A 26577-nucleotide genomic window follows, 5' to 3' on the forward strand; every position below is an offset into this window, starting at 1 on the left:
ATGACGTACAACATGCAATAAATATTACGTGCGTAATATTATGCGTCAATGGGTTTTACCGCCTGCATGAAATTTGCCGACCAGCGGCCCCGTAATCGAAGGGCGATGGCATACTGCTGCGCATGACTATCGACTCCCCCCTGAGCGCCTGGCAGCAGGCCATCGCGCAAAAGGGCTTCGTCCAGGACGAGGCCCAGGAACATGCCGTGTGGGCCTTGCACAAATGCCACGAAGCATTGCATGAAGGTCGCACGCCAGTATCCGGCGTCTATCTCTGGGGCCCGGTGGGGCGTGGCAAGACCTGGTTGATGGACCAGTTTTACCAAAGCCTGCGAATACCGGCCCGGCGCCAGCACTTTCACCACTTCATGGGCTGGGTGCATCAGCGCTCGTTTCAACTGACCGGTACCGCCGACCCGCTCAAGGCGCTGGCGCGCGAGCTGAGCGAGGAAGTGCGGGTGCTGTGTTTCGACGAGTTGTTCGTCAACGACATCGGCGACGCGATCATTCTCGGGCGCTTGTTTCAAGTGATGTTCGAGCAGGGGGTTGTGGTGGTCTGTACATCCAACCTGCCGCCAGATCAGTTATACGCCGATGGCTTCAACCGTGAGCGCTTTGTCCCTGCCATCAGCGCGATCAAACAGCATATGCAGGTGATCGCGGTGGATGGCGGGGAAGATCATCGCCTGCATCCGGGGGCAGCGTCGCAACGTTACTGGGTGGTCGAACCGGGGCAGCCTGGCGCGCTGGGCGAGGTGTTTGCGGCGTTGACCGTCGGCCAGCCAGTCAGCAGTGAGCCGATCAAGGTCGGCTACCGCTCGCTTGATGTGGTCAAGGCCAGCCCCGGCGTGCTCTGGAGCCGTTACGCCAATCTCTGCGAGCAGCCGTTTGCCGCCATGGATTTCATGACCCTGTGTGACACCTACAGCGCTATTCTTTTGGGTGACGTGCCAAACCTGAGCGCGCAAAAGCGTGCGGGGCGCATCGCCCGGGGCACTGAGGATGGCGTCGAACGGGTAGAGGCGGGGGATCGCGTGTTGCCGCAACTGTCGGTGCATGACGATGGAGTGCGGCGTTTCATTGCCCTGGTGGACGAATGCTACGACCGCAAAGTGCCGTTGTATCTTGAAGCGCAGGTACCGATGGCGTCGCTCTATACCGAAGGGTATCTGGAGTTCCCGTTCCGTCGCACCCTCAGTCGTCTCCAGGAAATGCAGTTGCAACGATTTGCCCAAAGCTGATCGGGAGGAGGGAATATGCATCAGCCACTGTCACATCATTTGCTGACCATGGCCTATCAGAACGCCTGGGCCAATCATCGCCTCGCCAAGGCCTGGCGGCAGTTGAGTGCCCAGGAGCTGGCGGCTGCCCGAGTCAGTTTCTTTCCCAGCCTGCGGGCGACCCTCAATCACATTCTGACCTGCGACTGGTTGTATGTGGATGCCCTGGAACGTGAGTTGCGCGGCGACGATCCGCACGCCGATATTCAGGTGTTTTTCCGGCAAGACGAGCCGTTCACTGCCGCTGACGAACTTGGCCGCGAACAAGCCCATGTCGACCGTCGGTTGATTGCCTACTGCGAGCAAATGCGTGACGCCGATCTCGGTAAAATCGTGACGATCGCCCGTGATACCCCGCAACATGACAGTCGCCTGCGCCTGCTGTCCCATCTGTTCGAGCACCAGATCCATCATCGGGGGCAGGTTCACGCCATGCTCAGCGGCACCTCGGTCGCACCACCGCAACTGGACGAATTTTTCTGTGCCGGTGAAGCGCACCTGCGGGCTGAGGATTTTGCCGAGCTGGGATGGACTGAAGCCTTGATCTGGGGGCATTAAGTCAGGCGTCGTCGCAGGCTGCGGTCTTTTGATCCTTTGATCTTTGTCGCATCTCGCGCTAGGGTCGCGATTCCCGTGTGAACTGCGCACGGGCTACTTCATGTGTGTTCGAGGATGGAATGGATTTCGCAGAAATACTTGTATTGCAAGCCAGCTACAGCAACCCGGTGCATGCCGAGGCGATTGGCCTGGTCTTGAACAGTTATGCCGAAGACCCCATGGGTGGGGGCCATTCCTTGTCCGCGACTGTTCTGGAACACTTGCCGGAGGAGTTGGCCAAGCGCGCCCATGCGTTCAGTGTCCTGGCCTTCGTCGGCGGCGAACCGGCCGGGCTGGTCAATTGCTTTGAGGGGTTCTCGACCTTTGCCTGTCGCCCATTGGTCAACGTTCATGATGTGGCGGTGGTGCCGAAGTTTCGCGGATTGGGCCTGAGCCAGCGAATGCTGCACAAGGTCGAGGAAATCGCCCGGCAACGGGGCTGCTGCAAAATCACCCTGGAGGTGCTGGAAGGCAACGCAGTGGCCCAGGCGTCCTATGGCAAGTTCGGTTTTGCTGCGGGCGAGTTTGACCCGGCGCACGGCCGCATGATGTTCTGGACCAAGGCGCTCTGATCCAACGGGCAAAAACGGCCGCAACTGTAGGAGCGAGCAGGCTCGCGAAAAACCCGAGAGCACCGCTGGCATTCAGGAAACCCGCGTCATCGTTAACGTCCATCGCGAGCCTGCTCGCTCCTACAGGGGATCTGCGCGCGCTGAAGAACAAACTGTAGGAGCGAGCATGCTCGCGAAAAACCAGAGAGCACCGCTGGCATTCAGGAAACCCGCGTCATCGTTGACGTCCATCGCGAGCCTGCTCGCTCCTACAGGGGATCTGCGTGCGCTGAAGAACAAACTGTAGGAGCGAGCATGCTCGCGAAAAACCAGAGAGCACCTCTGGCATTCAGGACGCCCGCGTCATCGTTAACGTCTATCGTCGGAACGCCGCCCGGAGCCTGCTCGCTCCTACAGATCATCGCGGTCCTTGTAGGATTCAGTCATTTGCGCGGTTTGATCGTCGGGGACCCGAAGTTCCGCACTCTGGCTCGCTTGCCCGAGCGCTTGCTGCTGGGCGAGTCGCAGGCTTTCGAAGTAATAGCGCATGCGTTCGGCGCCACCTTCGGCAAATGCACTGGCGGAACCCAGTGCCATCAATCCTGCGATGATCATTGCAGTACGTTTCATGGTTTGCCTCCACTACTGATCGGATGCCTTTCATCCATGAGTCAATGAGTCGGTGTACAAACAGAATTATCCGCCGATTCCGTTAAATGGGAATTAACTTCACCAGGGGTGTGAGGCTGCAGAGAGTGTGCGGCGCGGGGTATGAGAAAGGGGCCGGAACCGGCCCCTTGAAGGTTTACTGCTTAACGACCGTCGGCGCCGCTTTGGGCTTCATCAGGCTGAAGTCGATCAAGGCTTTCTGTTCACGTTCGTAAGGGTTGCCGATCATCAGCGGGCGCACCTTGAAGCTGTCGCTGACCAGGCTCTTGCTGCGATCCAGTTCATCGAAGCTCAAACCTGCGAGGTCGGCCCAGGTATGGATCAGGTGGGAGCTGCTGTACGGTCGATCCAGCGCTGCGGTGAAATTCCAGTCATGGCTGGCACGCCATTTTGGCGAAGCCCAGGCCATGAATGGAATGGTGTACATCGGCGCCGTCGGCTTATTCTCGTTGCGTCCCAGAGTGCTGTGGCCCGCAGAGTCGAACACGTCTTCGCCGTGGTCAGAGAGGTACAGCAGAAATCCGTTCGGATCGGTCCTGGCGTAGTCCTTGATCAGGCTGGAGACCACGAAATCGTTGTACAGCACCGCGTTGTCATAGCTGTTGTACGTCGGCAACTGATCATCACGCACGCCGGCGGGGACACCTGTGCGGTCGGTGAACTTGTCGAAAGTCTTCGGGTAGCGGTACTGATAGCTCATGTGCGTGCCGAGCAAATGCACGACGATCAGCTTGCGTGGCGCCGCGTCAGCCAGGGCCTTGTTGAATGGCTCGATGACATCGCCATCGTACTGGGCGGCGTTCTGGTTGCGGTTGTTGTTCAGATACACCTGTTCGTCGGCCTGTTCGGAAAAGGTCGTGAGCATGGTGTTGCGCTTGGTCATGGTCTGCTGGTTGGTGATCCAGAAGGTCTTGTAACCGGCCTGTTTCATCATGCTGACCAGCGACGGCGTCGACAGGTACAGGTCCGGGTTTTCTTCATCGGCGAAGGTCAGAACCTGCTGCAGCGCCTCGATAGTATAGGGGCGCGGGGTAATGACATTGTCGAAGACCGCCAGTTGATCCTTGAGCTTGTCCAGTTCTGGCGTAGTGTTGCGCGGATAACCGTACAGGCTCATGCGCTGGCGGTTGGTGGACTCGCCGATCACCAGTACCAGGGTCGCCGGCTGGTTGGCCATCGCATCCTTGAGGTTGCGCAGCGGCGGGATCTTGCGGGCGCTGTCGAGCATCCCTTGCATGCTGGCAAGGGTTTCCAGGTAGCGGTGATAGGCCACGGCCATCTGCCAGGGCACTGCCGGTTCGATGCGGGTTTCGAACTTCTCGAAGCCTGCGGCGAAACTGCCGGTGCGTTGAGTCTGCTTGAGCAGCGGATAGCCGACCACTGCGATGACGATTGCGGTGGCTGCCAAAAGGGCTTTGCCGCGTGGCAGGTATACCGGGCGCAGGCGAGTCCACAGCCAGTAGGCGAAAGCACTGTGGGCGAGGAATGCCAGGACCATCCACCAGGCAAAATACTGGGTCATGTACTCGCCGGCTTCAGACACGTTCGATTCGAACATGATGAAGATGACACTTTGCGAGAACTCTTGCTGATAGATGAAAAAATAACCCAGGCTGGCCATGGAGCACGCCCACAGCACCACACCGATCAATGCCGACAGTACACGCGTCTGCCTGGGGAACAGCAGCATCGGCGCAAGCCAGAGGGCGCTCATCACGAAGGCCTGGCGGAACCCGGAGAATCCGGAGGTACCCGTCAGCTGGATGAGCAGCTGGGTGATGCCGGAAAAATACCAGAAGAAGACAAACAGCCAGACGAACCCGGCCCAATCGAAACCTTTCGCAGACTTGTTGCTGCGTTCAAACACATTCATTCAGCGCTCCAGCCGATAAAACACTTCTATTGCCGGGACGTTGAACATCCCGGACGACGGAACAGGGTCGCGCGAATAGCGAGCGGCCATCAACCGCAAATTATCTGTTTCTGAATGTGAAAATTTTGTGAGTTGCCGGTATCGGCCCGATGTGCAGCGAGCGCAAGCAGTGCAGACCGCTTGCGCGTTGAGGAAGGATCAGACGTGAGGGACGCGGTGAGTGACAGGTAACGGCTTGGCCTCGTTTCCTTGCAGCAACAGACGCAGTTGGGTCAGCTCCTGTTTCAATTGATCGCGCTCGTCTTTCAACTGGCGCAATTCATCGCGACGGATAGTGACGTAAAGGGTTTGTGCTGGCTGTACGGCGTGTACTGTGCCCATTGCTCACCTCGCAAATGGCGTGTCTCAACTACAGGTAAGCCTCGCAACGGGAGGTCGACCTGCTATCGGCGCCAATTTTGATTTCTTTTTCCCTCGAAGGGAACTTTTTTATTTTGCATTGTCGTTGTGTCTTCGGGCTGATTGCAGGCGTTATCAGTCAGGATCGGGCACAATGCCCGGAAACTTCATGGCAACGCACCTGACTAAAGCTTCTTTGGGCTTCATTGGTCACGTTGCGCTATAACCTTTGACACACATTTATTTGTAGTAGGGAGCATCAGCACATGCAACTCGGGATTATTGGACTGGGCCGCATGGGCGGCAATATTGCGCGGCGCCTGATGCTCAACGGGCACACCACCGTTGTTTATGACCGCAATACCGCCTTCATCGAAACCCTGGCCGCGGAGGGCGCCACCGGTGTGGCCGACCTGCCGGCCCTGGTCGCCGGACTGGCCAAGCCACGAGCGGTGTGGGTCATGCTGCCGGCAGGCGCACCGACCGAAGACACCATCGACACGCTGAGCACCTTGCTCGAAGCCGGCGATACCATCATCGACGGCGGTAACACTTTTTATAAGGATGATATTCGTCGGGCGAAAACCCTGGCGGAAAAAGGTCTGCACTACATCGACGTCGGCACTTCCGGCGGCGTCTGGGGCCTGGAGCGCGGTTACTGCATGATGATTGGCGGTGATACCGAGACCGTCAAGCGTCTCGACCCGTTGTTCGAAACCCTGGCCCCGGGCCTGGGTGACATCCCGCGCACCAAGGATCGCAAGTCTGACGATGATCGCGCCGAGCGCGGCTACATTCACGCCGGTCCCGCCGGTGCCGGTCACTTTGTGAAGATGATCCACAACGGCATCGAGTACGGGATGATGCAGGCGTTCGCCGAAGGTTTCGACATCCTCAAGACCAAGTCCAGCGAGATTCTGCCCGAGGATCAACGTTTCGACCTGAACGTCGCCGATATCGCCGAAGTCTGGCGTCGCGGCAGCGTGGTGTCATCCTGGCTGCTCGACCTGACCGCTGATGCCCTGGCCAGCGATCCGAAACTCGAAGGTTTCTCAGGCTCGGTAGCGGACAGCGGTGAAGGCCGCTGGACGATCGAAGCCGCCATGGAACAAGCGGTACCGGTACCGGTGCTGTCGAACTCGCTGTTCTCGCGCTACCGCTCCCGTGGGCAAGGCACCTTTGGCGACAAGATTCTCTCGGCCCAGCGCTTCGGCTTCGGCGGTCACGTGGAGACAGCGAAAAAATGACCCACGGGATCCGCAGGAAATCCAAGACCGAGCCCGCGCCGCCAACCACGCTGTTCCTGTTTGGCGCTCACGGGGATCTGGTCAAGCGTCTGCTGATGCCGGCGCTGTACAACCTCAGTCGCAACGGACTGCTCGGGGATGGACTGCGGATCATCGGCGTTGACCACAACGCCATCAGCGATGAAGGCTTCGCGCAAAAACTCGAAGACTTCATTCGCAACGAGGTGGCCACCAAGGTCGGGAAGGGCGATCAAGCCCTTGATCCGGTCGTGTGGGCCAGGCTCGCCAAAGGAATCAGCTACGTCCAGGGCGATTTTCTGGACGACAGCACTTATCAGGCGCTGGCGGCGAAAATCGCCGACAGCGGTACCGGCAACGCGGTGTTCTACCTGGCCACCGCGCCACGCTTTTTCAGTGAGGTGGCCCGTCGTCTCGGCGCCGCCGGCTTGCTGGAGGAATCACAGGATGCCTTCAGGAGGGTGGTCATCGAGAAGCCCTTCGGCTCCGATCTGCATACCGCCGAGGCGTTGAACGCCTGCTTGCTCAAGGTCATGACGGAAAAGCAGATCTACCGGATCGATCACTATCTGGGCAAAGAGACCGTGCAGAACATCCTGGTCAGCCGGTTCTCCAACAGCCTGTTCGAAGCATTCTGGAACAATCACTACATCGACCACGTACAGATCACCGCCGCCGAAACCGTCGGAGTGGAAACCCGTGGCAGTTTCTACGAAAACACTGGCGCCCTGCGCGACATGGTGCCCAATCACCTGTTTCAGTTGTTGGCAATGGTGGCGATGGAGCCGCCAGCGGCCTTTGGCGCCGACGCGGTGCGTGGCGAAAAAGCCAAGGTGGTTGGCGCGATCCGGCCATGGACCGTCGAGGAGGCCCGGGCCAACTCGGTTCGTGGCCAATACTGCGCCGGTGAGGTAGACGGCAAGGCGTTGCCGGGTTATCGCCAGGAAAACAACGTGGCGCCCGACAGCACGACCGAAACCTATGTCGCGCTCAAGGTCATGATCGACAACTGGCGCTGGGTGGGTGTGCCGTTCTACCTGCGCACCGGCAAGCGCATGAGCGTGCGTGACACCGAGATCGTCATCTGTTTCAAGCCGGCACCTTACGCGCAGTTTCGTGATACCGAGGTTGAGGAGCTGAAACCCACCTATCTGCGTATCCAGATTCAGCCCAACGAAGGCATGTGGTTCGATCTGCTGGCCAAACGACCGGGCCAGTCACTGAAAATGGACAATATCGAGCTGGGTTTTGCCTACAAGGACTTCTTCGAGATGCAGCCGTCCACCGGCTACGAGACCCTGATCTACGATTGCCTGACGGGCGATCAGACGCTGTTCCAGCGTGCCGACAATATCGAGAACGGTTGGCGTGCCGTGCAGCCGTTCCTCGATGCCTGGCAGCAGGACTCAAGCGTGCAGGACTACGCCGCCGGGGAAAACGGCCCCAAGGCCGGTGAGGAGTTGCTGGCCCGCGATGGTCGAGTCTGGCACCGTCTCGGGTAGCAACGCCAAATCCTGTAGGAGCGAGTTGACTCGCGATGGTCGTCAACGATAACGCTGGGGGCCTGCCCCCCGCGGCGCTCTCAGGTTTTTCGCGAGCGTGCTCGCTCCTACAGGGCGGGCGGGGGGACGGCAGGGTTACAGCCAGTAGCTGACGGCGTACCAGCCAAGCACGCCCATCACCACGGTATACGGCAACGCCATCCACACCATGCGCCCGTAAGACAGGCGAATCAGCGGTGCAATCGCCGACGTCAGCAGAAACAGAAACGCCGCCTGGCCGTTGGGTGTCGCCACGCTTGGCAGGTTGGTGCCGGTATTGATCGCAATGGCCAATGTCTCGAAATGCTCGCGGGTCATGGCGCCGGCAATAAAGGCGCGTTTCACTTCTGTGATGTAAATGGTCGCCACGAATACGTTATCGCTGATGGCCGACAACAGGCCGTTGGCGATAAACAGCATCCCCGGCTGCTGATTCGCCGGCAGCGCCAATACCCACTGGATCAGCGGCGTGAACAGTTGCTGGTCGTGAATCACGGCCACCACGGCGAAGAACACCACCAACAAGGCGGTGAACGGCATGGCGTCCTTGAACGCGGTGCCCAGGCGGTGTTCGTCGGTGATGCCAGTGAACGCAGTGATCAGCACGATCACCATCAAGCCGATCAGGCCCACCTCGGCGATGTGAAACCCCAGGCCGACAATCAGGATCAATGCGGCCACGCCCTGGACTATCAAAGCTGCACGCTGGCGTGTGGTGCGTTCGGCATCATCTTCTGCCGCGTAGTTGGCCAGCACCGCGCGAACGTTATCGGGCAGCACGGTGCCATAGCCGAACCAGCGCAGTTTCTCCAACAGCACGCAGGTCACCAGACCTGCCGCGAGCACCGGCAGGGATACCGGCGCAACCTTCAAGAAGAACTCCAAGAAATGCCAGCCCATCTCGTGGCCGATCAACAGGTTTTGCGGTTCGCCAACCAAGGTACAGACGCCGCCCAGTGCGGTGCCCACGGCGCCATGCATCAACAGGCTGCGCAGAAAGGCACGGAACTGTTCCAGATCGCCGTGATGCAGTGTCGGCAAGTGCTGGTCATCGCCAAATTCGCTGTCCTGGCGTGGATCATTACCCGAAGCAACGCGGTGATACACCGAGTAGAACCCCACGGCCGCACTGATGATCACGGCGGTTACGGTCAAGGCGTCGAGAAACGCCGACAGAAACGCCGATAAAAAGCAGAACATCAGGGCGAGCAAGGCCTTGGAGCGCACGCCGAGCAGCAGGCGTGAGAACAGGAACAGCAGCAAGTCCTTCATGAAGTAGATGCCGGCGACCATGAACATCAGCAGCAGGATCACCGGGAAGTTATGCAGCAACTCGTCATACAGCGCCTGGGGCGTTGTCATCTTCAGCAGCAGCGCTTCAACCAGCAGCAGGCCACCGGGCATCAACGGATAACATTTGAGCGCCATGGCCAGGGTGAAGATGAACTCCAGTACCAGCAGCCAGCCGGCTGCCACCGGACCCACCGTCCATAGCACCAGGGCATTGAGGATCAGAAAGCCGACGATGCAGACCTTGTACCAGCGGGGCGATTGCCCGAGAAAGTTGTGCGCGAACGCCTGGGCCATTGAACCGGACATCAGCTGCTCCTTGTCTTAAGAAGCGCGCAAGTTGCCGCAAGCGCGAGAGAAGATCAAGCGTAGGAAAAATACAGTGGCCTACGCCAGATAGCGTGCGACGATTGCCTTGTATGTGCCGTCCAGTGAGTACCCTCCTACAAGGATGTTCCCATCGGCCTGCACGGCAACGCAGGTTGCCGTATCCAGGCTGCGACCGAAGCGGGTGCGCACCCATCCCGCGCCGTCGCCGAACCCGGCGTCGAGTTGCCCGTCGGGCAGATACCGCCCCAGAATGAAGTCTGCCTCGCTGCCGCCGATGGTTGCGCCAACGGTCAGTACAGTGCCGTCGGGTTGTGCTTGCGCGGCGGTCCATTGGCAGCCGCAGTGACCAATTTCCAGAAGCTGGGGCAGGCCACCGTGGCAATGGTTATCCGGGCGACCGTCGCTGTGGGTTTTAAATGCCAGGCAATGCATCGGGTCGCGGCTGCTGCCAAAACACAGCACGTCGCCATTCTCCTGCTGGACTACCCGGGTAACCTGCGCGTTGTGCCCCTGTGCCTTGAAGGTCATGAATCCATCGATGGAAAATTTTTCGTCGAGACTGCCGTCGGTTTGATAGCGCGCCAGCAGACCTTCTTCGGGAAAGTTGATCGATCCACCCACCAGGATTTGTCCATCGCGCTGCACCGTCAGGCAGCTTAGCCAGGTGTTCATCAGTAAATGCCTGACCATGACGAAACCGCGGCCATTGAACGAACTGTCCAGCGAGCCTTCCACGTCCAGGCGCATCAGCAGGCCAACGTGATCGGCGAGTTCGAAGTGGTGATTGGCCAGTAGCAGGATTCGCCCGTCCTTCTGTATGCCGACATCGCAGGCTTCTGCGCCGGGTACACCGGGAGGCAGCCAGGCATCACGCACTCCCCGGGACAGGTCGCCGGGCAAGCGCACCACGCTGCGACCATTGTTGCCGAAGCCTTGAACCGGTAACCCCTGTGGATCAAACAGTGCCACGGCCGGCAGCGTGCGATGGGCGTCTTCGTAATGCAGGCCGGCCAGCAGGATATTACCGTCGGCCAACACCACGGCTTTGGCCCCCATGGCTTCAAAGCCCGGTTCGAATTGGCCGATGACACTGCCCTGTCGGCCAAATGCCAGGTCCGCCGAGCCATCTTCGAGCAATCTGGCCAGACCGAAGCGGCTGCCATCGGGCATTGTGACCTTCGCGGACACCAGCAAGCGGCCCTGGGCATCTATTGCTACCCCGTTGGCCACGCTGCAAAGGCTGTCGGCAAAATACACCTGGGTTCTGCCGTTGGCGGCGAACGTGATATCGAGTTTACCGTCGTCGTTACGGGTGCAGGGGAAGGCAACAGCAGACTGGATTGACATGCACGCATCTCCTTGCGAGTTGGCCTGGTCCAGAGTCGGGATGGCGACTATCAGGAAAACATTCAATCCCTGAATGACAAGATGCACAACTGCAAGAACTAACAGGCGGAGGGTCGCTGTGTGCCACAACAGTGTCTTTTCGAACCACTGACTAGCCTGCAAATCAATCAGGCGATAGAAGTTCCACTCAGTCAGTGTCGATGAGTACAGTTGGCCGTAAAAGGCCAGTTAACTAACGAGAGGAGGGAGCGGATTACCGGGAAGTAATCCGCAAGACAGTTAGTGCGGCATCGACCACGATTGCAGCGTGTAGCCTTCCTCGCTCAATTCCGCGCGGGCCTGTTCCAGCACGTGTTCGAGTTGTTCGGGATCGGTATAGGCGCTGCTTGGAATCTGCGTGCGTCCGATGTTGGTACTGGTGCGGTCGATAACCGTAAGAGTCAGTTCGCCGTTACCGTCTTGCGGGGCCCATGCCACACATTTAAATGGCTTGAATGCGCGATCAGCAATCAAAAGAGCTTCGTTGATACGGAGCGGGGCGTTCATAAGGTCTTCTCTCAATTATGCCCAATCAAGTGAAATGCCGAAGGTTGGGCTTACCGTTCGGTTTCTTACTTTTACTGATGCCCGCAAGCGCCCCCCGGGTCACACACAATCACAATAAATTTTCACTTTCTTGCATCTATTCTTGCATCTATTCAAGAGGGAGCCTTGTTTTGAAAGCTGGCTGAAAGGAAATAGTCGTTAGGTAACTAATAAACCTGCTTCTTATAACTAGTTTGGTATCAACGCTATAGACAAACGGTACAAGGCCCCGTCAACTTCTTGCTAACGTTACACCTAGGTCCGCCAAACGACTGTTTTTACTAAATATTCCTTAATTTTGGCGCCAAGGAACAGTCATGAGCGATGCGCCTGCCTTACGGCGGTTGTTAGTAGTGGACCCCTGCGATGACTGCTATCGCCTGCTCCCGGGATTGCGCTCTGTGGGCTGGGACGTGGATAGCTGCTCGCTGGAAAATGCCGCCGATCGCTCCTGTGACGTCGGATTGATCCGCTTGCAGCCCTATCACCTTGAGCGCCCCGACGCCGTCAAGGAATTGATCAGTCGCAGTGGTACCGAATGGATAGCAGTGCTGAATCAGGAAGTCCTGCGCCTGCAGAATGTCGGGGACTTTGTCTGCGAATGGTTTTTTGACTTTCATACCTTACCGTTCGATGTGGCGAGGGTGCAGGTTACACTGGGCCGCGCATATGGCATGGCACGCCTGCGCGGGCAGGGCACGGTACATGTCGACCAGCCTGAGCACGAGCTGCTAGGTGACAGCAAACCTATCCGTGAGTTGCGCAAGCTGCTGAGCAAGCTGGCACCGACGGAGTCACCGGTATTGATTCGGGGGGAAAGCGGCACGGGCAAAGAGTTGGTGGCGCGGACACTGCACCGACAATCCCAGCGTCACAGCAAGCCCTTTGTCGCCATCAATTGCGGCGCGATTCCCGAGCACTTGATCCAGTCCGAGCTGTTTGGTCATGAAAAAGGCGCCTTCACCGGTGCGCACCAGCGCAAGGTCGGGCGAATTGAAGCGGCCCATGGCGGGACATTGTTTCTTGACGAGATTGGTGACCTGCCGCTGGAGTTGCAGGCCAACCTGCTGCGATTTCTCCAGGAAAAACACATCGAGCGTGTTGGCGGCAGTCAGCCGATCCCGGTGGATGTGCGGGTCCTGGCGGCGACTCACGTCGACCTTGAATCTGCCATCCAAAAGCGCCGCTTTCGCGAAGACCTGTATTACCGCCTGAACGTATTGCAAGTGGTAACGGCGCCGCTGCGTGAGCGCCACGGCGACTTGTTGGTGCTGGCTAACCACTTTTCGCACTTCTATAGCCACGAAACCGGCCGGCGTCCGCGCAGCTTCAGCGAGGACGCACTGATTGCCATGGGCAAGCACGACTGGCCGGGCAATGTTCGCGAGCTGGCTAACCGGGTCAGGCGCGGCCTGGTGTTGGCCGAAGGCCGGCAGATCGAGGCCCGCGATCTGGGGTTGATCAGTCAGCAGGCCATTACCGCCCCCATGGGTACCCTCGAAGATTACAAGACCCGTGCCGAGCGCCAGGCACTGTGTGATGTATTGAGCCGCCACAGCGACAACCTGAGTGTCGCCGCCAAGGTACTGGGTGTGTCTCGGCCGACCTTCTACCGGTTGTTGCACAAACACCAGATTCGCTGATTGCAAAGATCGCAGCCTGCACCAGTTCCTTCAGGAGCTGGCTTGCCGGCGATGGCGGTCTTGAATATTGCGTTGTCCACCGCAACGCCATCGCCAGCAAGCCGACTCCTACAGATTTATGGGGGGCCATGCAATCAGCGTGTACTCACATCGACGGGGTATGGTCGAAGGGTCAGAAGTAATAAGGAAGTTTCAGGCTGAACTGGAAGTCCGGGGCGTCGTCGGTCAGTCCGATGGACAGGTTAGGCACGATGGTCAGGCTGTCAGTGGCGGCAATCGTCATGCCGATGTTGAAGTAACCGGCGTTGGCATCGCTGGATATCACCTTTTCCCACTCTCCACCGTCCTGTTTGATTTTGCTGTTGCGTTGTACCAGGTCAGAGACCGAGAACGACATGCTCATCTTTTCGTTCAACGCAAAAGCGATACCGGCACCGATCTGGATACTGTCGCCGATTCGTACTTTACCCGGTGTCTTTTGATTGACCGTCGAACTGATGTCGTCGAACGACTCCTCCAGGTTGTGGGTATAGGACAAACTGCCGAACAACACTGCCGGGTCGAAGGTTTTAACCAGCGAGATACCTGGCGAGATCGACCAGACCCCGTTGCCGGTAGGCAGTGTGTCAGGCACGAACAGGTTGGAGTTGGCGTCGACCTGGCGCAGTTTGATACCGAACGGATCCTTGCCGGTGGGCGCCTTCACGCGCAAGGTCACCACCGCATCCGGCGTGTTGACCGACTCGTCGAGGAACTTGTAGGCGATGCCGAAGTTGACGTCGCCAATATTCGGGTCCCGGGTAACGGATGCTTCGGAGGTGACACCTGCCGAACCCTCGTTGCCGCCGCCGGATTGATACGTGGATTCGCGGTAGATCACCGGGACGTTCAGGTCGAACTGCCAGCGATTGTTGAAGTTGTAGCGACCGGTAAGGTCAAGGGTCCAGGTGTCGGCCTTGATTCGGTCCAGGTTGATGTTGCCCAGGAAGATCGAGTCCAGCGCAAGAAAGCCGTTGAGAATCAATTGCCGCGTATCGTAACGCGAGTAGGTTATGCCGGTTTCGACGCTGAACTTGCCGCCGCCGAAGAATCCGCTGGCTTCGTCATAGAGATTGGAAACGCTTTGGGCCGGTTGCGAGTCTTCTACCAGCGTTTGTCCATATGAGCTGCCGCCTGCGGAGGCTGGTGCTGCCCCGGTGCCCGTGGCGACTTTCGAATTGCCTTTCATATCCGCTGGTGACTTGACCAGGCGCTTGGGTTGCGGTGCTGCGGGCTGTTCTTCAACCTGGCGGACTCGTTGCTCGAGTACCGCCAAGGCTTTTTGTTGGGCTTCGTATCGTTGCTTCAACTCCAGCAGTTCCTGTTTCAGAGCCTGTAGTTCGGCATCGGGTGCTGCCTGCAATACTGCCGCGGGGAATAGGGCGCTCAAACATACGACTGCACGCAGGGGTACTGATCGATACATGAAATATGCCGTCCCTTGATGCCCAATGTTCGAGCCTCAGGGTAGTTTAGTACCCCTGCGTACGAAGTGCGGTAAGTTGATTCAGATTGAAGTTCTGGCCACCCGTGCCCGGACCGTCATTATTGAGAATCACACTCAGTTGAGTGAGGTTGTTGACCATATTGTTATTGCCCTGCAAGCGGGTGTTTTGTACCAGGCCACTCTGCGCGATTTTGTGCAGGGACGAACCCTGATTGTTATTGGCGGTAATCGCCATCTGGACCCCGCCACCGGTGGCGGAAACGGCGACACTGCCTGCTGCATTGTTGCCGGTGATGGTCTGGCCGGCTACCAGCGCCTCGCCCTGTGCGGGCAACGGTGCCGGGGCGATACTGGCCTCCTTGACGTCGATGGTGATGCTGTTGTTTGCCGTGTTGTCATCACCGGCGGCCCGTGTGACCTGGGTAATTGCCTGGCTGGTGTTCAGGCTGGCGCCACCGAGCACTGTGCCGGAGCCCAGCGTGGGCGTTCTGCCGTTGCCCCTTTCCTTGATGGTTGATACGTAAAATTGGGGTTTTACCGTCGCGGCCTGAATTTGCATCGTAGTGGCTGCCCCGATCAGGTCGCCACTGGCATTGCGCCAGGTACTGCTCATGACCACGCCGAAACTGATAACGCGCCCCGGCATGACATACCGGCCGCGCAATTGGGCCAGCTCTTCATCCTTTATCTCGACGGGATTGAAGTCATTGGCAAAGCCGGTGGTGCTCGTCACCAGACAAGCAGCGGCCAGCCAATAGGAGGTTTTCATTTACTGCTCCCGGAGCGTCCTGCTCTCTGTTTGTTGGCTTGTTGGCGATTAAAAAAAGTCGCTCTGTATGAAACCGAAATCCATCAATTCGGCATCTTTGACCGGGTTGAAGTTGTCCAGTTTGTACTTGGCAGTCAGCGGTTCCGGTGGACTGCGTAATGCATTGGTTTTGTCGTAGCCGGGGCCTACGACCGCGAACACAATGCCATTCCAGCCTTTGACGAAGTCATCATGGGAGTATCGCTTGTGACCGAGTACCGGATCGCCGATATAGACCCAGTTCCTGTCGGCGCGCTGCATCACCACGAAGTGCTTGTAACCACGAATCTCCATCAGGACCACTACCGGGATCGTGACTGCGTCGAGCCTTTCAGGCGGGATCTTGTAGCCCCGGGCGCGCATGCCGATGCTTTCGATGTAGCGCTTCATGTCCAGCATGGAAAAGCCTTGCGTACGCACCAGGTCCTGGTCGGCATTGATCAACATGCCTTTGATGACATGTTCTTCATCGACATCAAGCCAGTACGCCTGGCGCAGGACCGTTGCCAATGCCGCGGCGCCGCAGCTGAAATCGGTTTTCTGCTCGACGATATTGCTGAACTTGCGCTCACGCAAACTCTGCACCTGCTTGTACACCAGCACCCCGCCAGGCAAGGCGGCCACCGGCATCTGCCCAGCCTGGGTCAGGCCGGACAGGCAGAGGAGGGCGAACAGTGCAGCCTTGCGCATTGTCATCACGCCTTCGGACCGAGGAAAAGCCCCGTCGCCGGGGCTTTTATGTCGACCGCAATCACTAGCAGCCACTGCAACCTGCAGCGATGGAGAGCGAGTTGCTTTGCTGGTTGCCGGTACCGGCAGAGTTGTTGAAGCCAGCGTTGCCGGAGAAATTGTTGCCGACGTTGTTGAGTGTTGCAGTGTTGGTGACCGGGTTCCAGCCCGCCGGGGTCACCATTTGTTGGGTGGTTACGCCAGCCAGACCTGTTGCGCCAACGGCGACGAAGGCTCTGTTGTTGGCCGTGAGGCCGGACGAGCTTTGGTTGGCTGCCGCCGCTGCGACTGCTACACGTCCGCCGGACACGGCAATCGCCAGGTTGTTTTTCTGTTGGTTGAAGCTGCCGGCCGAATTGTTTACGCCAATGTTGCCAGAGCCATTGTTACCCACGTTGGTCATGTTGGCGTTGGCGGCGCTCGCGCGGTTCCTGGCGGTGTTGCCAGAGATCGTCTGAGACGCGCTCGTGACAGCGATTGCACTGCCGAAGATGAAGCTTTCGTCCGCGGTCGCCAGTGCGGCAGCGTTATCTTGCTGGTTGCCGTCGCCGGAGGCATTGTTCATGCCCAGGTTGCCGTTTGAGGATTCTGCCGAATCTCTGACCCTGGCATCATGTTGGGTGCCCTGGTTGCGTACTGAGCCGGTGTTGCTCTCCTGCTCATCCACCACGACGGCCCCGGCGCCCGCAGTGATCTGCAGAACTTGGTCCAGCGACGGGCCTGCAGGCTGATTGCCATTGCCTTGGTCATCGTCAGGCGCGGCGGCTTGAACTGCGAATGCCATCACCGCTGCCAGAGCGAAAACCATTGGTTTCAAGGCCATTGTAGAGTTCATGGTGATCTCCGTGCTTTTGCGTTATTCAAATGTTGTTACTTTTCTAATTGCACTGCCTTCGGGTCATTCAGCGACCCGGATGCTTAGGGTGTTAGTCATGCGGTTGCCTACACCGGCACTCTGGTTGACCTGGATCACTCCCCGGCTACCAGCAAAGGCCTGGTCGCTTGTCACCACCTGGCGAGCGCCGGTTGGGGCGCCACTTGCCCCCGAGCCAGGTAGCAACGCCACGTTTTGTTGAGAAAGGGCGCTGTCGTCCACGGCTTGCGGTGCAGCGCTGACGCTGATTCGCATGGCGTTGGCCATCTGGTTGTTGGCCCCCGCACCCTGGTTCACACCCAGGACGCCGTTGCCATTACTGAAAGATGTGCCGCCGAGGGTGGTGGTTGCATCAACCGATCTATCGGCCTGGGTGTTGATTTTCTGATTGATGCGGGTGGTGGCGCTCGCGTCGGTACCGATGGCGATTGCACGGACGTTGGCCTGCTGATGCTGATCACCCGAGGCCTGGTTGACGTTGAAGTTGCCTTTGTAGCGGGTGCCGGCATCCACCATGCTGGCGTTGTTCACCGTGCTGACCCCGGAGTCGGCCATCACGCTGGTGCACCCGAACAGGGCAAGGAACATGAGGAAATGCCGCATCTCATTGACCTCCAGTCAGTCTGCCCAGTGGGGCGAGGCCGGAACTCATGGCGCGGTTGACGGTTCCTGAAATGGCGTTGCCGCTGCCGCCGCCGTGACTGGCGCGCATGCCGGGCATACCATTGGGATTGCTGATGACGTTGAGGCCTTGCATACCGTTCAGGTGCTGGCCATTACTACTGCGCAGGGCGGTACCGGTGGTGACGCCGGCAATGTCTGCGTCGCTCAGTTCGCCGGTGACCCGTGCCGATGGGTTGGCGTTGATGGTGCTCGGATAGGGGTCCCTGCCACCATTGCGACCGAAATACTGCGGCTGTACATCGCGTTGCAGCACGATGACACCGTTGCCTTCAGCCTGGACGTCGAATGTGAGGAGCGTACTGGCAGCACCTGCGATCAGCAGGAGGCAGGACAAGCCTTTATCGATGAACATCCCCACGGCACAATTCCTTCTTTATGTGGGCTGGCAGGGATAAGGAGCGAAAGCTGTGCCGGTTTTTGATTTCATTGGAAAATCAATAGCTTGCAGAATTTGGCCGATAGATCAATGTTGATTCTGTATCAGTCCTGAGACATAACTACCGGGTTGCGACCCGATAAAGTCGTTGCACCGCTCTGGAACAGGGGTTCTAGTCGATGTGTTTCAAAGTCGTGACAGGTCAGGTCGTTAAACGATGAGGGGCTTTTAAACGGGCCACTTGCGCAGGGGAGTGTGTTTCAGCAGCGGACAGTTTTTTCCTGGATCAGGGGAGCGAATGGGGCAAATGCCCCGAATTCAGGGTCAGGGATGCAAAAGTCGAGTCACGCAGTCGAGTGCCTGAAGCCGGCGTTGTGCCCAGTTTCCATCCAGAATCTGAACAGCTTGGCCGTGGCTGTCGAGCCAGACCTGAGTCCTGTCGAAAAAAGCCTGGCGTTCGCCCAGGTCGGGCTGGCAGCGCTGACCATCATCTGTCCATTCGACGTCTTGCGGTGACAGCAGCAGGTGCAAGTCATAGTGCCGGGCCAGCAGGGCTTGTTCGATCCAGGCCGGACATTCGCCAAACAGGGTCTGGCTCCAGAGGATGTTGCTCAGCAAGTGGGTGTCGAGAATCAGCAGTTGCGGGTGTCTGGCGCGAGCCTCGTCCTCCCATCGCAATTGCCCGGCAGCAATGTCGGGGATGTCGGCAAGGGTGGTGTCCCGCGGATTCTGCTCTATGAAGTGGCGCACATACTCGTCCACTCGAACGCCGCCGAAATGTTCCTGCAAGCCGGCTGCCAGCCAACTTTTGCCGCTGGATTCCGGACCGGTCAGCACCAGGACTTTCATGCGCGTAACGCCGGATCGGCGCGCCATTCACGCCAGCCCTGCACGGCGATAATCGCGAACAAGCCATACAGGGTGGCGGTCAGGTACAGCTCTTTATAAACGAACAACCCAACGAAAATCACATCCAGGGCAATCCACAGCGCCCAGCATTGCACCCGTTTTTGCGCCATCCACACCTGCGCCACCAGGCTGAATCCGGTGAGCGCCGCATCGAGCCAAGGCTGCGCGGCATCGGTCCAGTGGGCCATGGCCGCGCCCAGCAACAGGCTGCCGAATGCGCCAATCGCCAGGCTGATGGCTACGGCCCTGCCACCCAGGCGGCTGACCGCGCGGCCCTGTAGAGTTTGCCCGGGGCGGGTCCATTGCCACCAGCCGTACAGCTGCAAGCCGGCGTAAATCACTTGCAGCAGCATGTCCGAATACAGCTTCACCGTAAAAAATATCCAGCTGTAAAGCAGCACCATGACCAGGCCGATCGGCCAGCACCAGGGGTTCTGTTTGACCGTCAGCCAGACGGCAATGACACCGAGGGCGGCGGCAAACAGTTCAAGCCCGGACATGGAGGTTCCTTGGGGGAAATGGAAGAGGGGGCGGATTGTACCCGCCGGCCGCGAGGTTTTCGAACTGCCTTTGTTGTTCTTGTAATAAACCGTCTCCAGCCTGCCTTGGCGGCCGATGTCCAAATACTCGGCAGCGTTTACCGGGCTTGTCTGATAGGATTTCGGCCCCGAATGGAAAGCTCTCGGTCCTGAATGATTTATCAGCGGACTTTCACAGTTCTGTGGGGGCTGTTTCACGCGGGATTTCAGTTACGATCATCGCAATGATTGCTTTGAAAAATACTATTGGGGCATGCAGGTGCATAGCCTTTTGGGGGATTGATGGATCTTTGGACCGCCTTTCAGGCATTGATTCTTGGGGTTGTAGAAGGGCTGACGGAGTTTCTGCCCATTTCCAGTACCGGCCACCAGATTATCGTGGCCGATTTGCTCGAGTTCGGTGGTGAGCGGGCAATGGCTTTCAACATCATCATTCAGCTCGGTGCGATTCTGGCGGTGGTGTGGGAATTTCGTCGCAAGATCTTCGATGTGGTTATCGGTTTGCCGACCCAGCCGAGTGCCAGGCGTTTTACCGCCAACCTGCTGATCGCATTCCTGCCGGCCGTGGTATTGGGGGTGATCTTCGCCGACCTGATTCACCATTACCTGTTCAACCCTATCACCGTGGCCAGCGCCCTGGTGGTTGGCGGGGTCATCATGTTGTGGGCCGAGCGCCGTCAGCACCAAGTGCACGCCGAGACGGTGGATGACATTACCTGGAAGGACGCCCTGAAAGTCGGCTTCGCCCAGTGCCTGGCGATGATTCCCGGCACTTCGCGCTCGGGCTCGACGATCATTGGCGGTTTGCTGTTCGGCCTGTCGCGCAAGACGGCTACCGAGTTCTCGTTCTTCCTGGCAATGCCAACCATGGTCGGTGCTGCGGTGTACTCGGGCTACAAGTACCGTGATTTGTTCGTGCCCGCGGATTTCCCGGTGTTTGCCGTCGGTTTCGTCACCGCATTCATTTTCGCCATGATTGCCGTGCGCGGCCTGCTGAAGTTCATCGCCAACCACAGCTATGCGGCATTCGCCTGGTATCGGATCGTGTTCGGTTTGCTGATCCTGGCCACCTGGCAGTTCGGCTGGGTCGACTGGACTGCGGCCAAGCCGTGAGCCAATACAATGCACGCAGCCAGCCTGGCCGCCAGCCCGCTGGGCCAATACGCAACCCACGGCTGAAATGGCTGGTGTTTGCGGTGCTGTGTGCATTGCCGCTGACGGGCTCGATTACGTTCTGGCTGCGAGGGGTGTCGCTGGTTCCCCTGGTGGCCTACGGCATTTTCAGCGTGCTGGCGTTCTTGCTGTACTGGCGCGACAAGCGCAAGGCCCAGGCCGATCAATGGCGCACCCCGGAAAACGTCCTGCACGCACTGGAGTTCGCCGGTGGCTGGCCAGGTGCCTTGCTGGCCCAGCAAGTGTTCCGGCACAAGACGCGCAAGGTTTCCTTTCAACTGGTGTTCTGGTTCATCGTGTTGCTGCATCAGGTGTTCTGGATAGACCTGTTGTTTCTCGGCTCGCACCTGTCCGGTGCGTTCCGCTAATCAAGGTTCAAAGCAGCAATCGGACCTGAATGCGCTTGGGCAACCTGCCGACCACCAATTGGTGGGACCGTCGCAACAGGTCTTGCAGCTCATCACGGCCCAGCGGGTAGGGGGTTTGCATGATGATCCACTGGGCGCGGGCCAGATAGGGAGCCGGGGCAATTCCCGGGCGGTCGCAATGGCCGAGAAACAAATCCTTATCAACCTTGAAGGCCAGGGAATCGCCGCGCAGGCCCTGCAAGGCGAACATTTTGTTCCCGGCAACCGAAAACACCCGCACGCCACCCCATTTGTAGTCTTCCCGTGCTCCGGGCAAGGCAAGGCAGAACGTCGCAACTTCTTCTTCACTCATGCGTGCGCCTTTCATAGCAATCGTTCTCCACAGGCCTCGAATGATTCCACAAGATGGTCGATCCAGGCGCGTACCGCCGGCATCACTCCGCGCCGATGAGGGTAGACCGCCTGCAGCCAGCCACTCGGCAGGGACCAGTCGGGCAACAACTGCACAAGCGAGCCATTTTCCAGTTCCTGTTCGCAATACATCATTGGCAGCATGGTAAAGCCCAGGCCGCCAAGGGTACTGGTCTTGCGTACGATGAAATCGTCGATGCCCAGGCGCGCTTCGAGCGCCAGTTCAACGCTTTTGCCCAGCAGATCGAGCATGCGGATATGCACCATGCGATCAGGTTCGAGGGCGCCGAGCACCGGTAGGGTTTTCAGATCGTCGGGGTGACTGATTGCACGGCCATGCAAAAAACCGGGACTGGCGACCATTATCATCTGCGCCTGACGCAGGCGGCGGGTGACCAGCAGTGGGTCTTCGTCACCCAGTTCGCGTACCCGCAACGCGACATCAATGCCCTCGTTCACCAGGTCGACGCGGCGGTTGAGCAGCATGACTTCCAGTTGCACCTTGGGAAATTTTTCCAGGAAGTCGCGGATCACCCCCGGCAGGATTTCGTGGGCCAGCCCCACCGGGCAGGACACCCGTAACCGGCCCCGGGGTTCGCTGGACATGCTGAGCACCGCCTCGTCGGCCATTTCCGCTTCCAGCAGCATGGCCTGACAGTGCCTGAGGTAGCGTTCGCCTACGGCGGTCAGCTTCAGCTGGCGGGTGGTGCGCTGCAATAGCCGGGCACCCAGGCGCTCCTCCAGTTCGGCAATGCGCCGGGACAACCGCGATTTGGGAATGCCCAGCAGTCGTCCGGCCGCGGCGAAACCTCCGGCTTCCACGACTTTGGCGAAGTAATACAAGTCATTGAGATCTTGCACGGTGCGAGCCTTATTGTCCTGTCTGTGGGACAAACTATCGCATTGTTGCCGTCTAATCAGCCATTGGTTTCGCCTGTAGGATTGTTTCCATCAGGTCGCCCTTGTGGGCGATCCTCACCTGGAGACCCCACATGAAACTACTGCATATCGATTCGAGCATTCTTGGCGATAACTCGGCTTCCCGTCAGTTGAGTGGTGAAGTGGTCAAAGCCTGGCAAGCCGCCGAGCCCGCCGCCGTCGTGACTTACCGTGACCTGGCCGCCGATGCTATCAGCCATTTCTCGGCCACCACGCTGGTCGCTGCCGGTACGACCGCTGAACTGCGTAATGCGGAGCAACAGTACGAAGCCGAGCTGAGTGCACAGACCCTGGCCGAGTTCCTCGCCGCCGATGCCGTGGTGATTGCAGCGCCTATGTACAACTTCACCATCCCGACCCAGTTGAAGGCCTGGATCGACCGCATTGCCGTTGCCGGTCAAACCTTCCGCTACACCGAAGCCGGTCCTGAAGGGCTGTGTGGTGGCAAGAAAGTGGTGGTCGTCTCGACTTCCGGTGGCATGCACGCCGGCCAGGCGAGCGGTGTGGCCCACGAAGAGTATCTGAAGGTGCTGTTCGGCTTCATCGGCATCACCGACATCGAGTTCGTTCGCGCCCAAGGCCTGGCCTACGGCGATGAAGTGCGCAACAAAGCCATGAGTGACGCTCACACGCAAATCAGCGAGCAGTTGTTCGCTGCCGCGTAAGATTTGCGTAAAAGGCAGCAAGCGTTCAGGTAAGCCAAAAAAAAACTCTGTATTCTGGATACGCAAGTACCAGGTGCGGAGTTTTTTGTTTCTGGTCGTTGCAGGATTTCATCTTGTGGCTCGAGTTATGCAGTCACAGGTGAACGTCTCAAGGTCCGGTAACAGGGTGGGGCATCCCATGATGCGTCTTTGTGCAGCTTTATTGATTTGCCTGCTCGCCAGCCTGAATATAGTGCACGCCGCGCCTGCGTCCCGTCCTCACTGGAGTGTCGGCTTCCACGAGCTGACGTTCCTCGATCCGCTTGATCTGCAACCGATGCGGGCCATCGCGTTCTATCCTTCCAGCGACCGTGAACACACCAGCAAGCTGGAGGGCTATACGGTCGAGGCCGGGGAGGACGTCAAGGTCGCCATCGGCCGCTTTCCAATGCTGATGCTGTCCCACGGTAATACCGGAACACCTTTGGCGCTGCACTACCTCGCCACGTCTCTGGCGCGCAAAGGTTTTGTGGTGGTGGCGGTGATCCATCCCGGTGACAACTCCAGGGACCACAGTCGCCTCGGTACTTTGAGTAACCTCTACGGTCGGCCGATCCAGATTTCCGAAGCCATTACCGCTACCTTGGGCGACCCTATGCTGGCGCCCTTCGTCAATGCCGGGCAGGTGGGTGTCATTGGCTATTCGGCAGGCGGCGAGACGGCGTTGATTCTGTCGGGCGCGACGCCGGACCTGGATCGCCTGCGTCGCTACTGCCAGGAGCGCCCGGATGATCGCGATGCCTGTAACACCCAAGGGGAACTGATTGTCGACCGAGATGATTTGCAACCGGTCGCTGATCCACGCGTCCACGCCTTGCTGCTGATGGCTCCGTTGAGCCTCAAGTTTGGTCGCCACACCCTGGCCGATGTGCACGTGCCGGTGCTGCTTTACAGCGGCGATGGCGACAAGTTGGTGGCCTTCGACAAGAACGCTGCCGCACTGGCGCGCAAACTGCCCGTCGCCCCGGATTTCAAATTGCTGGCCGGGGCAGGGCACTTCGTGTTCATGGCGCCGTGCAATGAGGAGCAGATCGTCTCGATGCCGGCGTTGTGCACCGATGCCGACGGTGTCGATCGGGCGGATATTCATCGCAACCTTATTTCCGAAGCCGGAAGCTTTTTCTCGCGCACCCTCGGCAGAGCCACACGGGCGGGGATGCAGACCGCCGATCAATAGGCGATGACCGGCGCTTATCATTATCCGTTACTTTTCGGCCAAAGCTGTTTCCAGGGTTTGTACCCTGGCATTCAGTTCGCGAACCGATTCAATTAACGGTGCGACAAGTTTTTGATAATCCACTTGAAGGCGATCACCTTCAGTACGGACCAGCTGAGGGTAAACTTTTTGTACGTCCTGAGCGATAAGTCCTACATCAGCCTGGTTGTTTTGTTTCCAGTTGAATGTTACGCCATTCAGTTTAAGCAGGTTCTGGGTTGGGTTTTCCAAAGGTTTCACATTTTGTTTCAGACGTTCATCACTGAACGGGCAACAATCGCCACCAATGCCACCTGGGCCGCCTACGTCATAGCAGACACCATTGTGGCAGATTTGCTGTTGAACCGAGTCTTGCGCATGGACGGTGGGGGAAAGTAAAAACACCAGCGTCGGAGCGAGGAGTGTCAGTGTTGTTCGCATTATATGTATTTCCTGAATTCGAGTTAATGAAAGTGCGTGTTCGAGAGTTTGTCGAAGTTGATATTTAAAACAACGATGGCACTCTGCATTAATCGATTCTGGATATTGCGTTTTATTGAGTCTGGAGGCGTTTTAATGGATTTATATAATGGCTATTTCAACTGGCCATACTCATGGCGCGACGTGACAGCAACAAAGTGAGACAAAGCCCGGTCACCGACAGTAGCGCCGCACAAAAGAATATCCACGAATACCCAAGGTTCAACGCCACCGCACCCATCAAAGGGCCGGCAATCGCCAGCGCCAGATCGAAAAATACCGCGTACGCACTCAGGCCCGCGCCACGGCTGGAATTGGGCACCTGCTTGATCGCTTCAACGCCCAGAGCCGGATACACCAGCGACAGGCCAAAACCGGTCAGCCCGGCGCCGATCAAGGCATAACCTGCCGATGGCGCGAGCCACAGCAGTACCAGGCCAGCCGTTTCGATGCTCATGCAAACAATGGCCGAAGCGAATCCGCCAAAGCGGTTGATGCTGGAAATGAACAGCAGGCGCGACAGGATGAAGCACACGCCAAAAACTGTCAGGCAGTACGCTGCGCCTGTCCAGCCACGGCTGACGTAAAACAAGGTGATGAATGTCGTCAGGGTGCCGTAGCCGATCGAAGCCAGGCTCAAGCTGGCGCCAAAGGGGGCTATACGCCCGAACACCGCCCGGAACGGCAGGCGCTCGCCGCGAACCACCGGCACCGAAGGCTTGCCACGAATCAATAGTAATGCCGCCAGGGCCAGCAGCGACAGCGCAATCCCGAGGCTGGCGAATCCCAGGCGATCGACCATCACCACACCCAAGGGGGCGCCTATGGCAATGGCGCCATAGGATGCGATGCCATTCCAGGAGATCGATCGAGCGGTGTGTTCAGCGCCGACCTGGCCCATGCACCAACTGATGGTGCCGACACCGATCAGACCTTGGGCAACACCGAGCAACAGTCGTCCGGCGATCAGGATCGACAGGCTGACGAGGGGCAAGCTTTGCAACAGGACCGACAGCCAGGTCAGCACACCACTCAACACAATGCCCGACAAGCCGTAAATGATCGCGCGCTTGGTGCCGACATTGTCCGACATGCGCCCGGCCATGGGGCGGCTGAGCAGGGTGGCGAGGTATTGTGAACCAATGGTCAGGCCGGCAATGACGGCGCTGAAACCCAGTTGATCATGGACATAGCCGGGTAATACGGCAATTGGCAGACCGATGCAGAGAAAGGCAACAAAGGTATAGAAAACGATTGAGACGATCTGCAAGGTGATCGCCATGGAGCTTTGAGGAGGCACTTGCTGCGCAGGCATGAGGGCGGGTTCGCGAGCGTCGGTGGAAGAGCAGCATGATGGCGTGGCGGGGGAATAAAAGAAAGCAGGCTAACGATCAAAAGATCGCAGCCTGCTGACAGAGCCGGATGAGCGCAAAACCTGTAGGGGAACGCGACCCCCTGTAGGAGCGAGCCTGCTCGCGATGGTCGTCAACGATTACGCATGATTGCCGGTTTTACGCGGCGCTCTTTAGTCC

28 protein-coding genes are annotated in these 26577 nt (G+C 58.4%); 10 read left to right on the forward strand and 18 right to left on the reverse strand.

The features are described from left to right. Nucleotides 1–122: 122 nt before the first annotated feature. From zapE to AC07OG_RS25535, 3 genes are all read left to right on the forward strand, one after another. Nucleotides 123–1241 carry a cell division protein ZapE gene (gene zapE / locus AC07OG_RS25525; protein WP_495068440.1) on the forward strand — a complete coding sequence of 373 codons (1119 nt, stop codon included), beginning with the start codon at nt 123–125 and terminating at the stop codon, nt 1239–1241. A 15-nt stretch (nt 1242–1256) separates the two neighbouring features. Further along, entirely contained in the window at nt 1257–1838 is a 582-nt protein-coding gene (locus AC07OG_RS25530) for a DinB family protein (protein ID WP_495068441.1), read from the forward strand. A 119-nt stretch (nt 1839–1957) separates the two neighbouring features. After that, nucleotides 1958–2449, forward strand: a complete 492-nt coding sequence (locus AC07OG_RS25535; protein WP_060542281.1) for a GNAT family N-acetyltransferase — start codon at nt 1958–1960, stop codon at nt 2447–2449. Between the two features lie 390 nt (nt 2450–2839). On the opposite strand, the gene AC07OG_RS25540 is transcribed toward AC07OG_RS25535, so the two are convergent. The 3 genes from AC07OG_RS25540 to AC07OG_RS25550 form a co-directional block, all read right to left on the reverse strand. After that, the gene (locus AC07OG_RS25540) at nt 2840–3058 is read right to left on the reverse strand and encodes a hypothetical protein (protein ID WP_218425902.1); all 219 of its coding nucleotides are present in this window, start codon (nt 3056–3058) and stop codon (nt 2840–2842) included. A gap of 175 nt (nt 3059–3233) precedes the next feature. Beyond that, nucleotides 3234–4970: a phosphoethanolamine transferase CptA gene (locus tag AC07OG_RS25545; protein WP_495068442.1), complete on the reverse strand. Its 1737-nt coding sequence runs from the start codon at nt 4968–4970 to the stop codon at nt 3234–3236. 198 nt (nt 4971–5168) lie between these two features. Next, nucleotides 5169–5351 carry a DUF6026 family protein gene (locus tag AC07OG_RS25550; RefSeq protein WP_495068443.1) on the reverse strand — a complete coding sequence of 61 codons (183 nt, stop codon included), beginning with the start codon at nt 5349–5351 and terminating at the stop codon, nt 5169–5171. A gap of 284 nt (nt 5352–5635) precedes the next feature. Between AC07OG_RS25550 and gnd the strand changes: the two genes are divergently transcribed. After that, nucleotides 5636–6616 (forward strand): phosphogluconate dehydrogenase (NAD(+)-dependent, decarboxylating), encoded by a 981-nt coding sequence (gene gnd / locus AC07OG_RS25555; RefSeq protein ID WP_060541990.1) that lies wholly within the window; start codon nt 5636–5638, stop codon nt 6614–6616. Continuing rightward, on the forward strand, nt 6613–8136 hold the full coding sequence (gene zwf, locus AC07OG_RS25560) for a glucose-6-phosphate dehydrogenase (RefSeq protein ID WP_060541991.1): 1524 nt from the start codon (nt 6613–6615) through the stop codon (nt 8134–8136). Before gnd ends, zwf begins: the two co-directional genes overlap by 4 nt. Nucleotides 8137–8271: 135 nt before the next feature. Here zwf and nhaB read toward each other — a convergent pair whose 3' ends face one another. From nhaB to AC07OG_RS25575, 3 genes are all read right to left on the reverse strand, one after another. Further along, nucleotides 8272–9774 (reverse strand): sodium/proton antiporter NhaB, encoded by a 1503-nt coding sequence (gene nhaB, locus AC07OG_RS25565; protein WP_495068444.1) that lies wholly within the window; start codon nt 9772–9774, stop codon nt 8272–8274. Nucleotides 9775–9852: 78 nt separating this feature from the next. Continuing rightward, the gene (locus tag AC07OG_RS25570; protein WP_495068445.1) at nt 9853–11142 is read right to left on the reverse strand and encodes an NHL repeat-containing protein; all 1290 of its coding nucleotides are present in this window, start codon (nt 11140–11142) and stop codon (nt 9853–9855) included. Between the two features lie 279 nt (nt 11143–11421). After that, nucleotides 11422–11688: a hypothetical protein gene (locus AC07OG_RS25575; protein WP_060541994.1), complete on the reverse strand. Its 267-nt coding sequence runs from the start codon at nt 11686–11688 to the stop codon at nt 11422–11424. A gap of 356 nt (nt 11689–12044) precedes the next feature. Here AC07OG_RS25575 and AC07OG_RS25580 point away from each other — a divergent pair, with 356 nt between their 5' ends. Further along, a complete protein-coding gene (locus AC07OG_RS25580; RefSeq protein WP_218425906.1) occupies nt 12045–13370 on the forward strand; it encodes a sigma-54 dependent transcriptional regulator in 1326 nt (441 codons plus the stop codon). A gap of 172 nt (nt 13371–13542) precedes the next feature. Here AC07OG_RS25580 and fapF read toward each other — a convergent pair whose 3' ends face one another. From fapF to pnuC, 8 genes are all read right to left on the reverse strand, one after another. After that, nucleotides 13543–14835 carry a fibril amyloid transporter FapF gene (gene fapF, locus AC07OG_RS25585; RefSeq protein WP_060541996.1) on the reverse strand — a complete coding sequence of 431 codons (1293 nt, stop codon included), beginning with the start codon at nt 14833–14835 and terminating at the stop codon, nt 13543–13545. A 46-nt stretch (nt 14836–14881) separates the two neighbouring features. Next, a complete protein-coding gene (gene fapE, locus AC07OG_RS25590) occupies nt 14882–15625 on the reverse strand; it encodes a fibril amyloid subunit FapE (RefSeq protein WP_495068446.1) in 744 nt (247 codons plus the stop codon). A gap of 48 nt (nt 15626–15673) precedes the next feature. Then, entirely contained in the window at nt 15674–16354 is a 681-nt protein-coding gene (gene fapD / locus AC07OG_RS25595) for a fibril amyloid maturation endopeptidase FapD (RefSeq protein WP_060541998.1), read from the reverse strand. Nucleotides 16355–16418: 64 nt separating this feature from the next. After that, nucleotides 16419–17228 carry an amyloid-like fimbrin subunit FapC gene (gene fapC / locus AC07OG_RS25600; RefSeq protein ID WP_495068447.1) on the reverse strand — a complete coding sequence of 270 codons (810 nt, stop codon included), beginning with the start codon at nt 17226–17228 and terminating at the stop codon, nt 16419–16421. A 63-nt stretch (nt 17229–17291) separates the two neighbouring features. Next, entirely contained in the window at nt 17292–17870 is a 579-nt protein-coding gene (gene fapB, locus AC07OG_RS25605) for a fibril amyloid subunit FapB (RefSeq protein WP_060542000.1), read from the reverse strand. A gap of 1 nt (nt 17871) precedes the next feature. Beyond that, complete coding sequence (fapA, locus tag AC07OG_RS25610) at nt 17872–18303, reverse strand: functional amyloid chaperone FapA (RefSeq protein ID WP_495068455.1); 432 nt, start codon at nt 18301–18303, stop codon at nt 17872–17874. A 348-nt stretch (nt 18304–18651) separates the two neighbouring features. Then, nucleotides 18652–19176, reverse strand: coding sequence for an AAA family ATPase (locus AC07OG_RS25615; protein WP_218425927.1), 525 nt, complete (start codon nt 19174–19176; stop codon nt 18652–18654). Next, the gene (gene pnuC, locus AC07OG_RS25620) at nt 19173–19736 is read right to left on the reverse strand and encodes a nicotinamide riboside transporter PnuC (protein ID WP_495068448.1); all 564 of its coding nucleotides are present in this window, start codon (nt 19734–19736) and stop codon (nt 19173–19175) included. The genes AC07OG_RS25615 and pnuC overlap by 4 nt, the downstream gene beginning before the upstream one ends. Nucleotides 19737–20057: 321 nt before the next feature. Here pnuC and AC07OG_RS25625 point away from each other — a divergent pair, with 321 nt between their 5' ends. Beyond that, nucleotides 20058–20888, forward strand: coding sequence for an undecaprenyl-diphosphate phosphatase (locus AC07OG_RS25625; RefSeq protein ID WP_060542004.1), 831 nt, complete (start codon nt 20058–20060; stop codon nt 20886–20888). Next, nucleotides 20885–21316 carry a DUF1294 domain-containing protein gene (locus tag AC07OG_RS25630; RefSeq protein WP_060542005.1) on the forward strand — a complete coding sequence of 144 codons (432 nt, stop codon included), beginning with the start codon at nt 20885–20887 and terminating at the stop codon, nt 21314–21316. Before AC07OG_RS25625 ends, AC07OG_RS25630 begins: the two co-directional genes overlap by 4 nt. A 7-nt stretch (nt 21317–21323) precedes the next feature. On the opposite strand, the gene AC07OG_RS25635 is transcribed toward AC07OG_RS25630, so the two are convergent. Then, the gene (locus tag AC07OG_RS25635) at nt 21324–21683 is read right to left on the reverse strand and encodes an MmcQ/YjbR family DNA-binding protein (RefSeq protein WP_495068449.1); all 360 of its coding nucleotides are present in this window, start codon (nt 21681–21683) and stop codon (nt 21324–21326) included. Further along, the gene (locus AC07OG_RS25640) at nt 21680–22588 is read right to left on the reverse strand and encodes a LysR substrate-binding domain-containing protein (protein ID WP_495068450.1); all 909 of its coding nucleotides are present in this window, start codon (nt 22586–22588) and stop codon (nt 21680–21682) included. Before AC07OG_RS25640 ends, AC07OG_RS25635 begins: the two co-directional genes overlap by 4 nt. Nucleotides 22589–22719: 131 nt before the next feature. On the opposite strand from AC07OG_RS25640, the gene AC07OG_RS25645 reads away from it, so the two are divergent. Beyond that, entirely contained in the window at nt 22720–23331 is a 612-nt protein-coding gene (locus tag AC07OG_RS25645; RefSeq protein ID WP_495068451.1) for an FMN-dependent NADH-azoreductase, read from the forward strand. A gap of 178 nt (nt 23332–23509) precedes the next feature. Next, entirely contained in the window at nt 23510–24547 is a 1038-nt protein-coding gene (locus AC07OG_RS25650; RefSeq protein WP_495068452.1) for an alpha/beta hydrolase family protein, read from the forward strand. Nucleotides 24548–24574: 27 nt separating this feature from the next. Here AC07OG_RS25650 and AC07OG_RS25655 read toward each other — a convergent pair whose 3' ends face one another. Together AC07OG_RS25655 and AC07OG_RS25660 are read right to left on the reverse strand one after the other, a co-directional pair. Next, complete coding sequence (locus tag AC07OG_RS25655; protein WP_495068453.1) at nt 24575–25006, reverse strand: tail fiber domain-containing protein; 432 nt, start codon at nt 25004–25006, stop codon at nt 24575–24577. Nucleotides 25007–25163: 157 nt separating this feature from the next. Then, nucleotides 25164–26360: an MFS transporter gene (locus tag AC07OG_RS25660; protein ID WP_495068454.1), complete on the reverse strand. Its 1197-nt coding sequence runs from the start codon at nt 26358–26360 to the stop codon at nt 25164–25166. Between the last annotated feature and the right edge of the window lie 217 nt (nt 26361–26577).

Source organism: Pseudomonas sp. GW821-FHT09H03 (assembly GCF_059415945.1).

Excerpts from the sequence above, each read along its gene's own strand:
- zapE (WP_495068440.1), top strand. The coding sequence starts at position 123 with ATGACTATCGACTCCCCCCTGAGCGCCTGGCAGCAGGCCATCGCGCAA.
- AC07OG_RS25530 (WP_495068441.1), top strand. The coding sequence starts at position 1,257 with ATGCATCAGCCACTGTCACATCATTTGCTGACCATGGCCTATCAGAAC.
- AC07OG_RS25535 (WP_060542281.1), top strand. The coding sequence starts at position 1,958 with ATGGATTTCGCAGAAATACTTGTATTGCAAGCCAGCTACAGCAACCCG.
- AC07OG_RS25540 (WP_218425902.1), bottom strand. The coding sequence starts at position 3,058 with ATGAAACGTACTGCAATGATCATCGCAGGATTGATGGCACTGGGTTCC.
- AC07OG_RS25545 (WP_495068442.1), bottom strand. The coding sequence starts at position 4,970 with ATGAATGTGTTTGAACGCAGCAACAAGTCTGCGAAAGGTTTCGATTGG.
- AC07OG_RS25550 (WP_495068443.1), bottom strand. The coding sequence starts at position 5,351 with ATGGGCACAGTACACGCCGTACAGCCAGCACAAACCCTTTACGTCACT.
- gnd (WP_060541990.1), top strand. The coding sequence starts at position 5,636 with ATGCAACTCGGGATTATTGGACTGGGCCGCATGGGCGGCAATATTGCG.
- zwf (WP_060541991.1), top strand. The coding sequence starts at position 6,613 with ATGACCCACGGGATCCGCAGGAAATCCAAGACCGAGCCCGCGCCGCCA.
- nhaB (WP_495068444.1), bottom strand. The coding sequence starts at position 9,774 with ATGTCCGGTTCAATGGCCCAGGCGTTCGCGCACAACTTTCTCGGGCAA.
- AC07OG_RS25570 (WP_495068445.1), bottom strand. The coding sequence starts at position 11,142 with ATGTCAATCCAGTCTGCTGTTGCCTTCCCCTGCACCCGTAACGACGAC.
- AC07OG_RS25575 (WP_060541994.1), bottom strand. The coding sequence starts at position 11,688 with ATGAACGCCCCGCTCCGTATCAACGAAGCTCTTTTGATTGCTGATCGC.
- AC07OG_RS25580 (WP_218425906.1), top strand. The coding sequence starts at position 12,045 with ATGAGCGATGCGCCTGCCTTACGGCGGTTGTTAGTAGTGGACCCCTGC.
- fapF (WP_060541996.1), bottom strand. The coding sequence starts at position 14,835 with ATGTATCGATCAGTACCCCTGCGTGCAGTCGTATGTTTGAGCGCCCTA.
- fapE (WP_495068446.1), bottom strand. The coding sequence starts at position 15,625 with ATGAAAACCTCCTATTGGCTGGCCGCTGCTTGTCTGGTGACGAGCACC.
- fapD (WP_060541998.1), bottom strand. The coding sequence starts at position 16,354 with ATGCGCAAGGCTGCACTGTTCGCCCTCCTCTGCCTGTCCGGCCTGACC.
- fapC (WP_495068447.1), bottom strand. The coding sequence starts at position 17,228 with ATGAACTCTACAATGGCCTTGAAACCAATGGTTTTCGCTCTGGCAGCG.
- fapB (WP_060542000.1), bottom strand. The coding sequence starts at position 17,870 with ATGCGGCATTTCCTCATGTTCCTTGCCCTGTTCGGGTGCACCAGCGTG.
- fapA (WP_495068455.1), bottom strand. The coding sequence starts at position 18,303 with ATGTTCATCGATAAAGGCTTGTCCTGCCTCCTGCTGATCGCAGGTGCT.
- AC07OG_RS25615 (WP_218425927.1), bottom strand. The coding sequence starts at position 19,176 with ATGAAAGTCCTGGTGCTGACCGGTCCGGAATCCAGCGGCAAAAGTTGG.
- pnuC (WP_495068448.1), bottom strand. The coding sequence starts at position 19,736 with ATGTCCGGGCTTGAACTGTTTGCCGCCGCCCTCGGTGTCATTGCCGTC.
- AC07OG_RS25625 (WP_060542004.1), top strand. The coding sequence starts at position 20,058 with ATGGATCTTTGGACCGCCTTTCAGGCATTGATTCTTGGGGTTGTAGAA.
- AC07OG_RS25635 (WP_495068449.1), bottom strand. The coding sequence starts at position 21,683 with ATGAAAGGCGCACGCATGAGTGAAGAAGAAGTTGCGACGTTCTGCCTT.
- AC07OG_RS25645 (WP_495068451.1), top strand. The coding sequence starts at position 22,720 with ATGAAACTACTGCATATCGATTCGAGCATTCTTGGCGATAACTCGGCT.
- AC07OG_RS25650 (WP_495068452.1), top strand. The coding sequence starts at position 23,510 with ATGATGCGTCTTTGTGCAGCTTTATTGATTTGCCTGCTCGCCAGCCTG.
- AC07OG_RS25655 (WP_495068453.1), bottom strand. The coding sequence starts at position 25,006 with ATGCGAACAACACTGACACTCCTCGCTCCGACGCTGGTGTTTTTACTT.
- AC07OG_RS25660 (WP_495068454.1), bottom strand. The coding sequence starts at position 26,360 with ATGCCTGCGCAGCAAGTGCCTCCTCAAAGCTCCATGGCGATCACCTTG.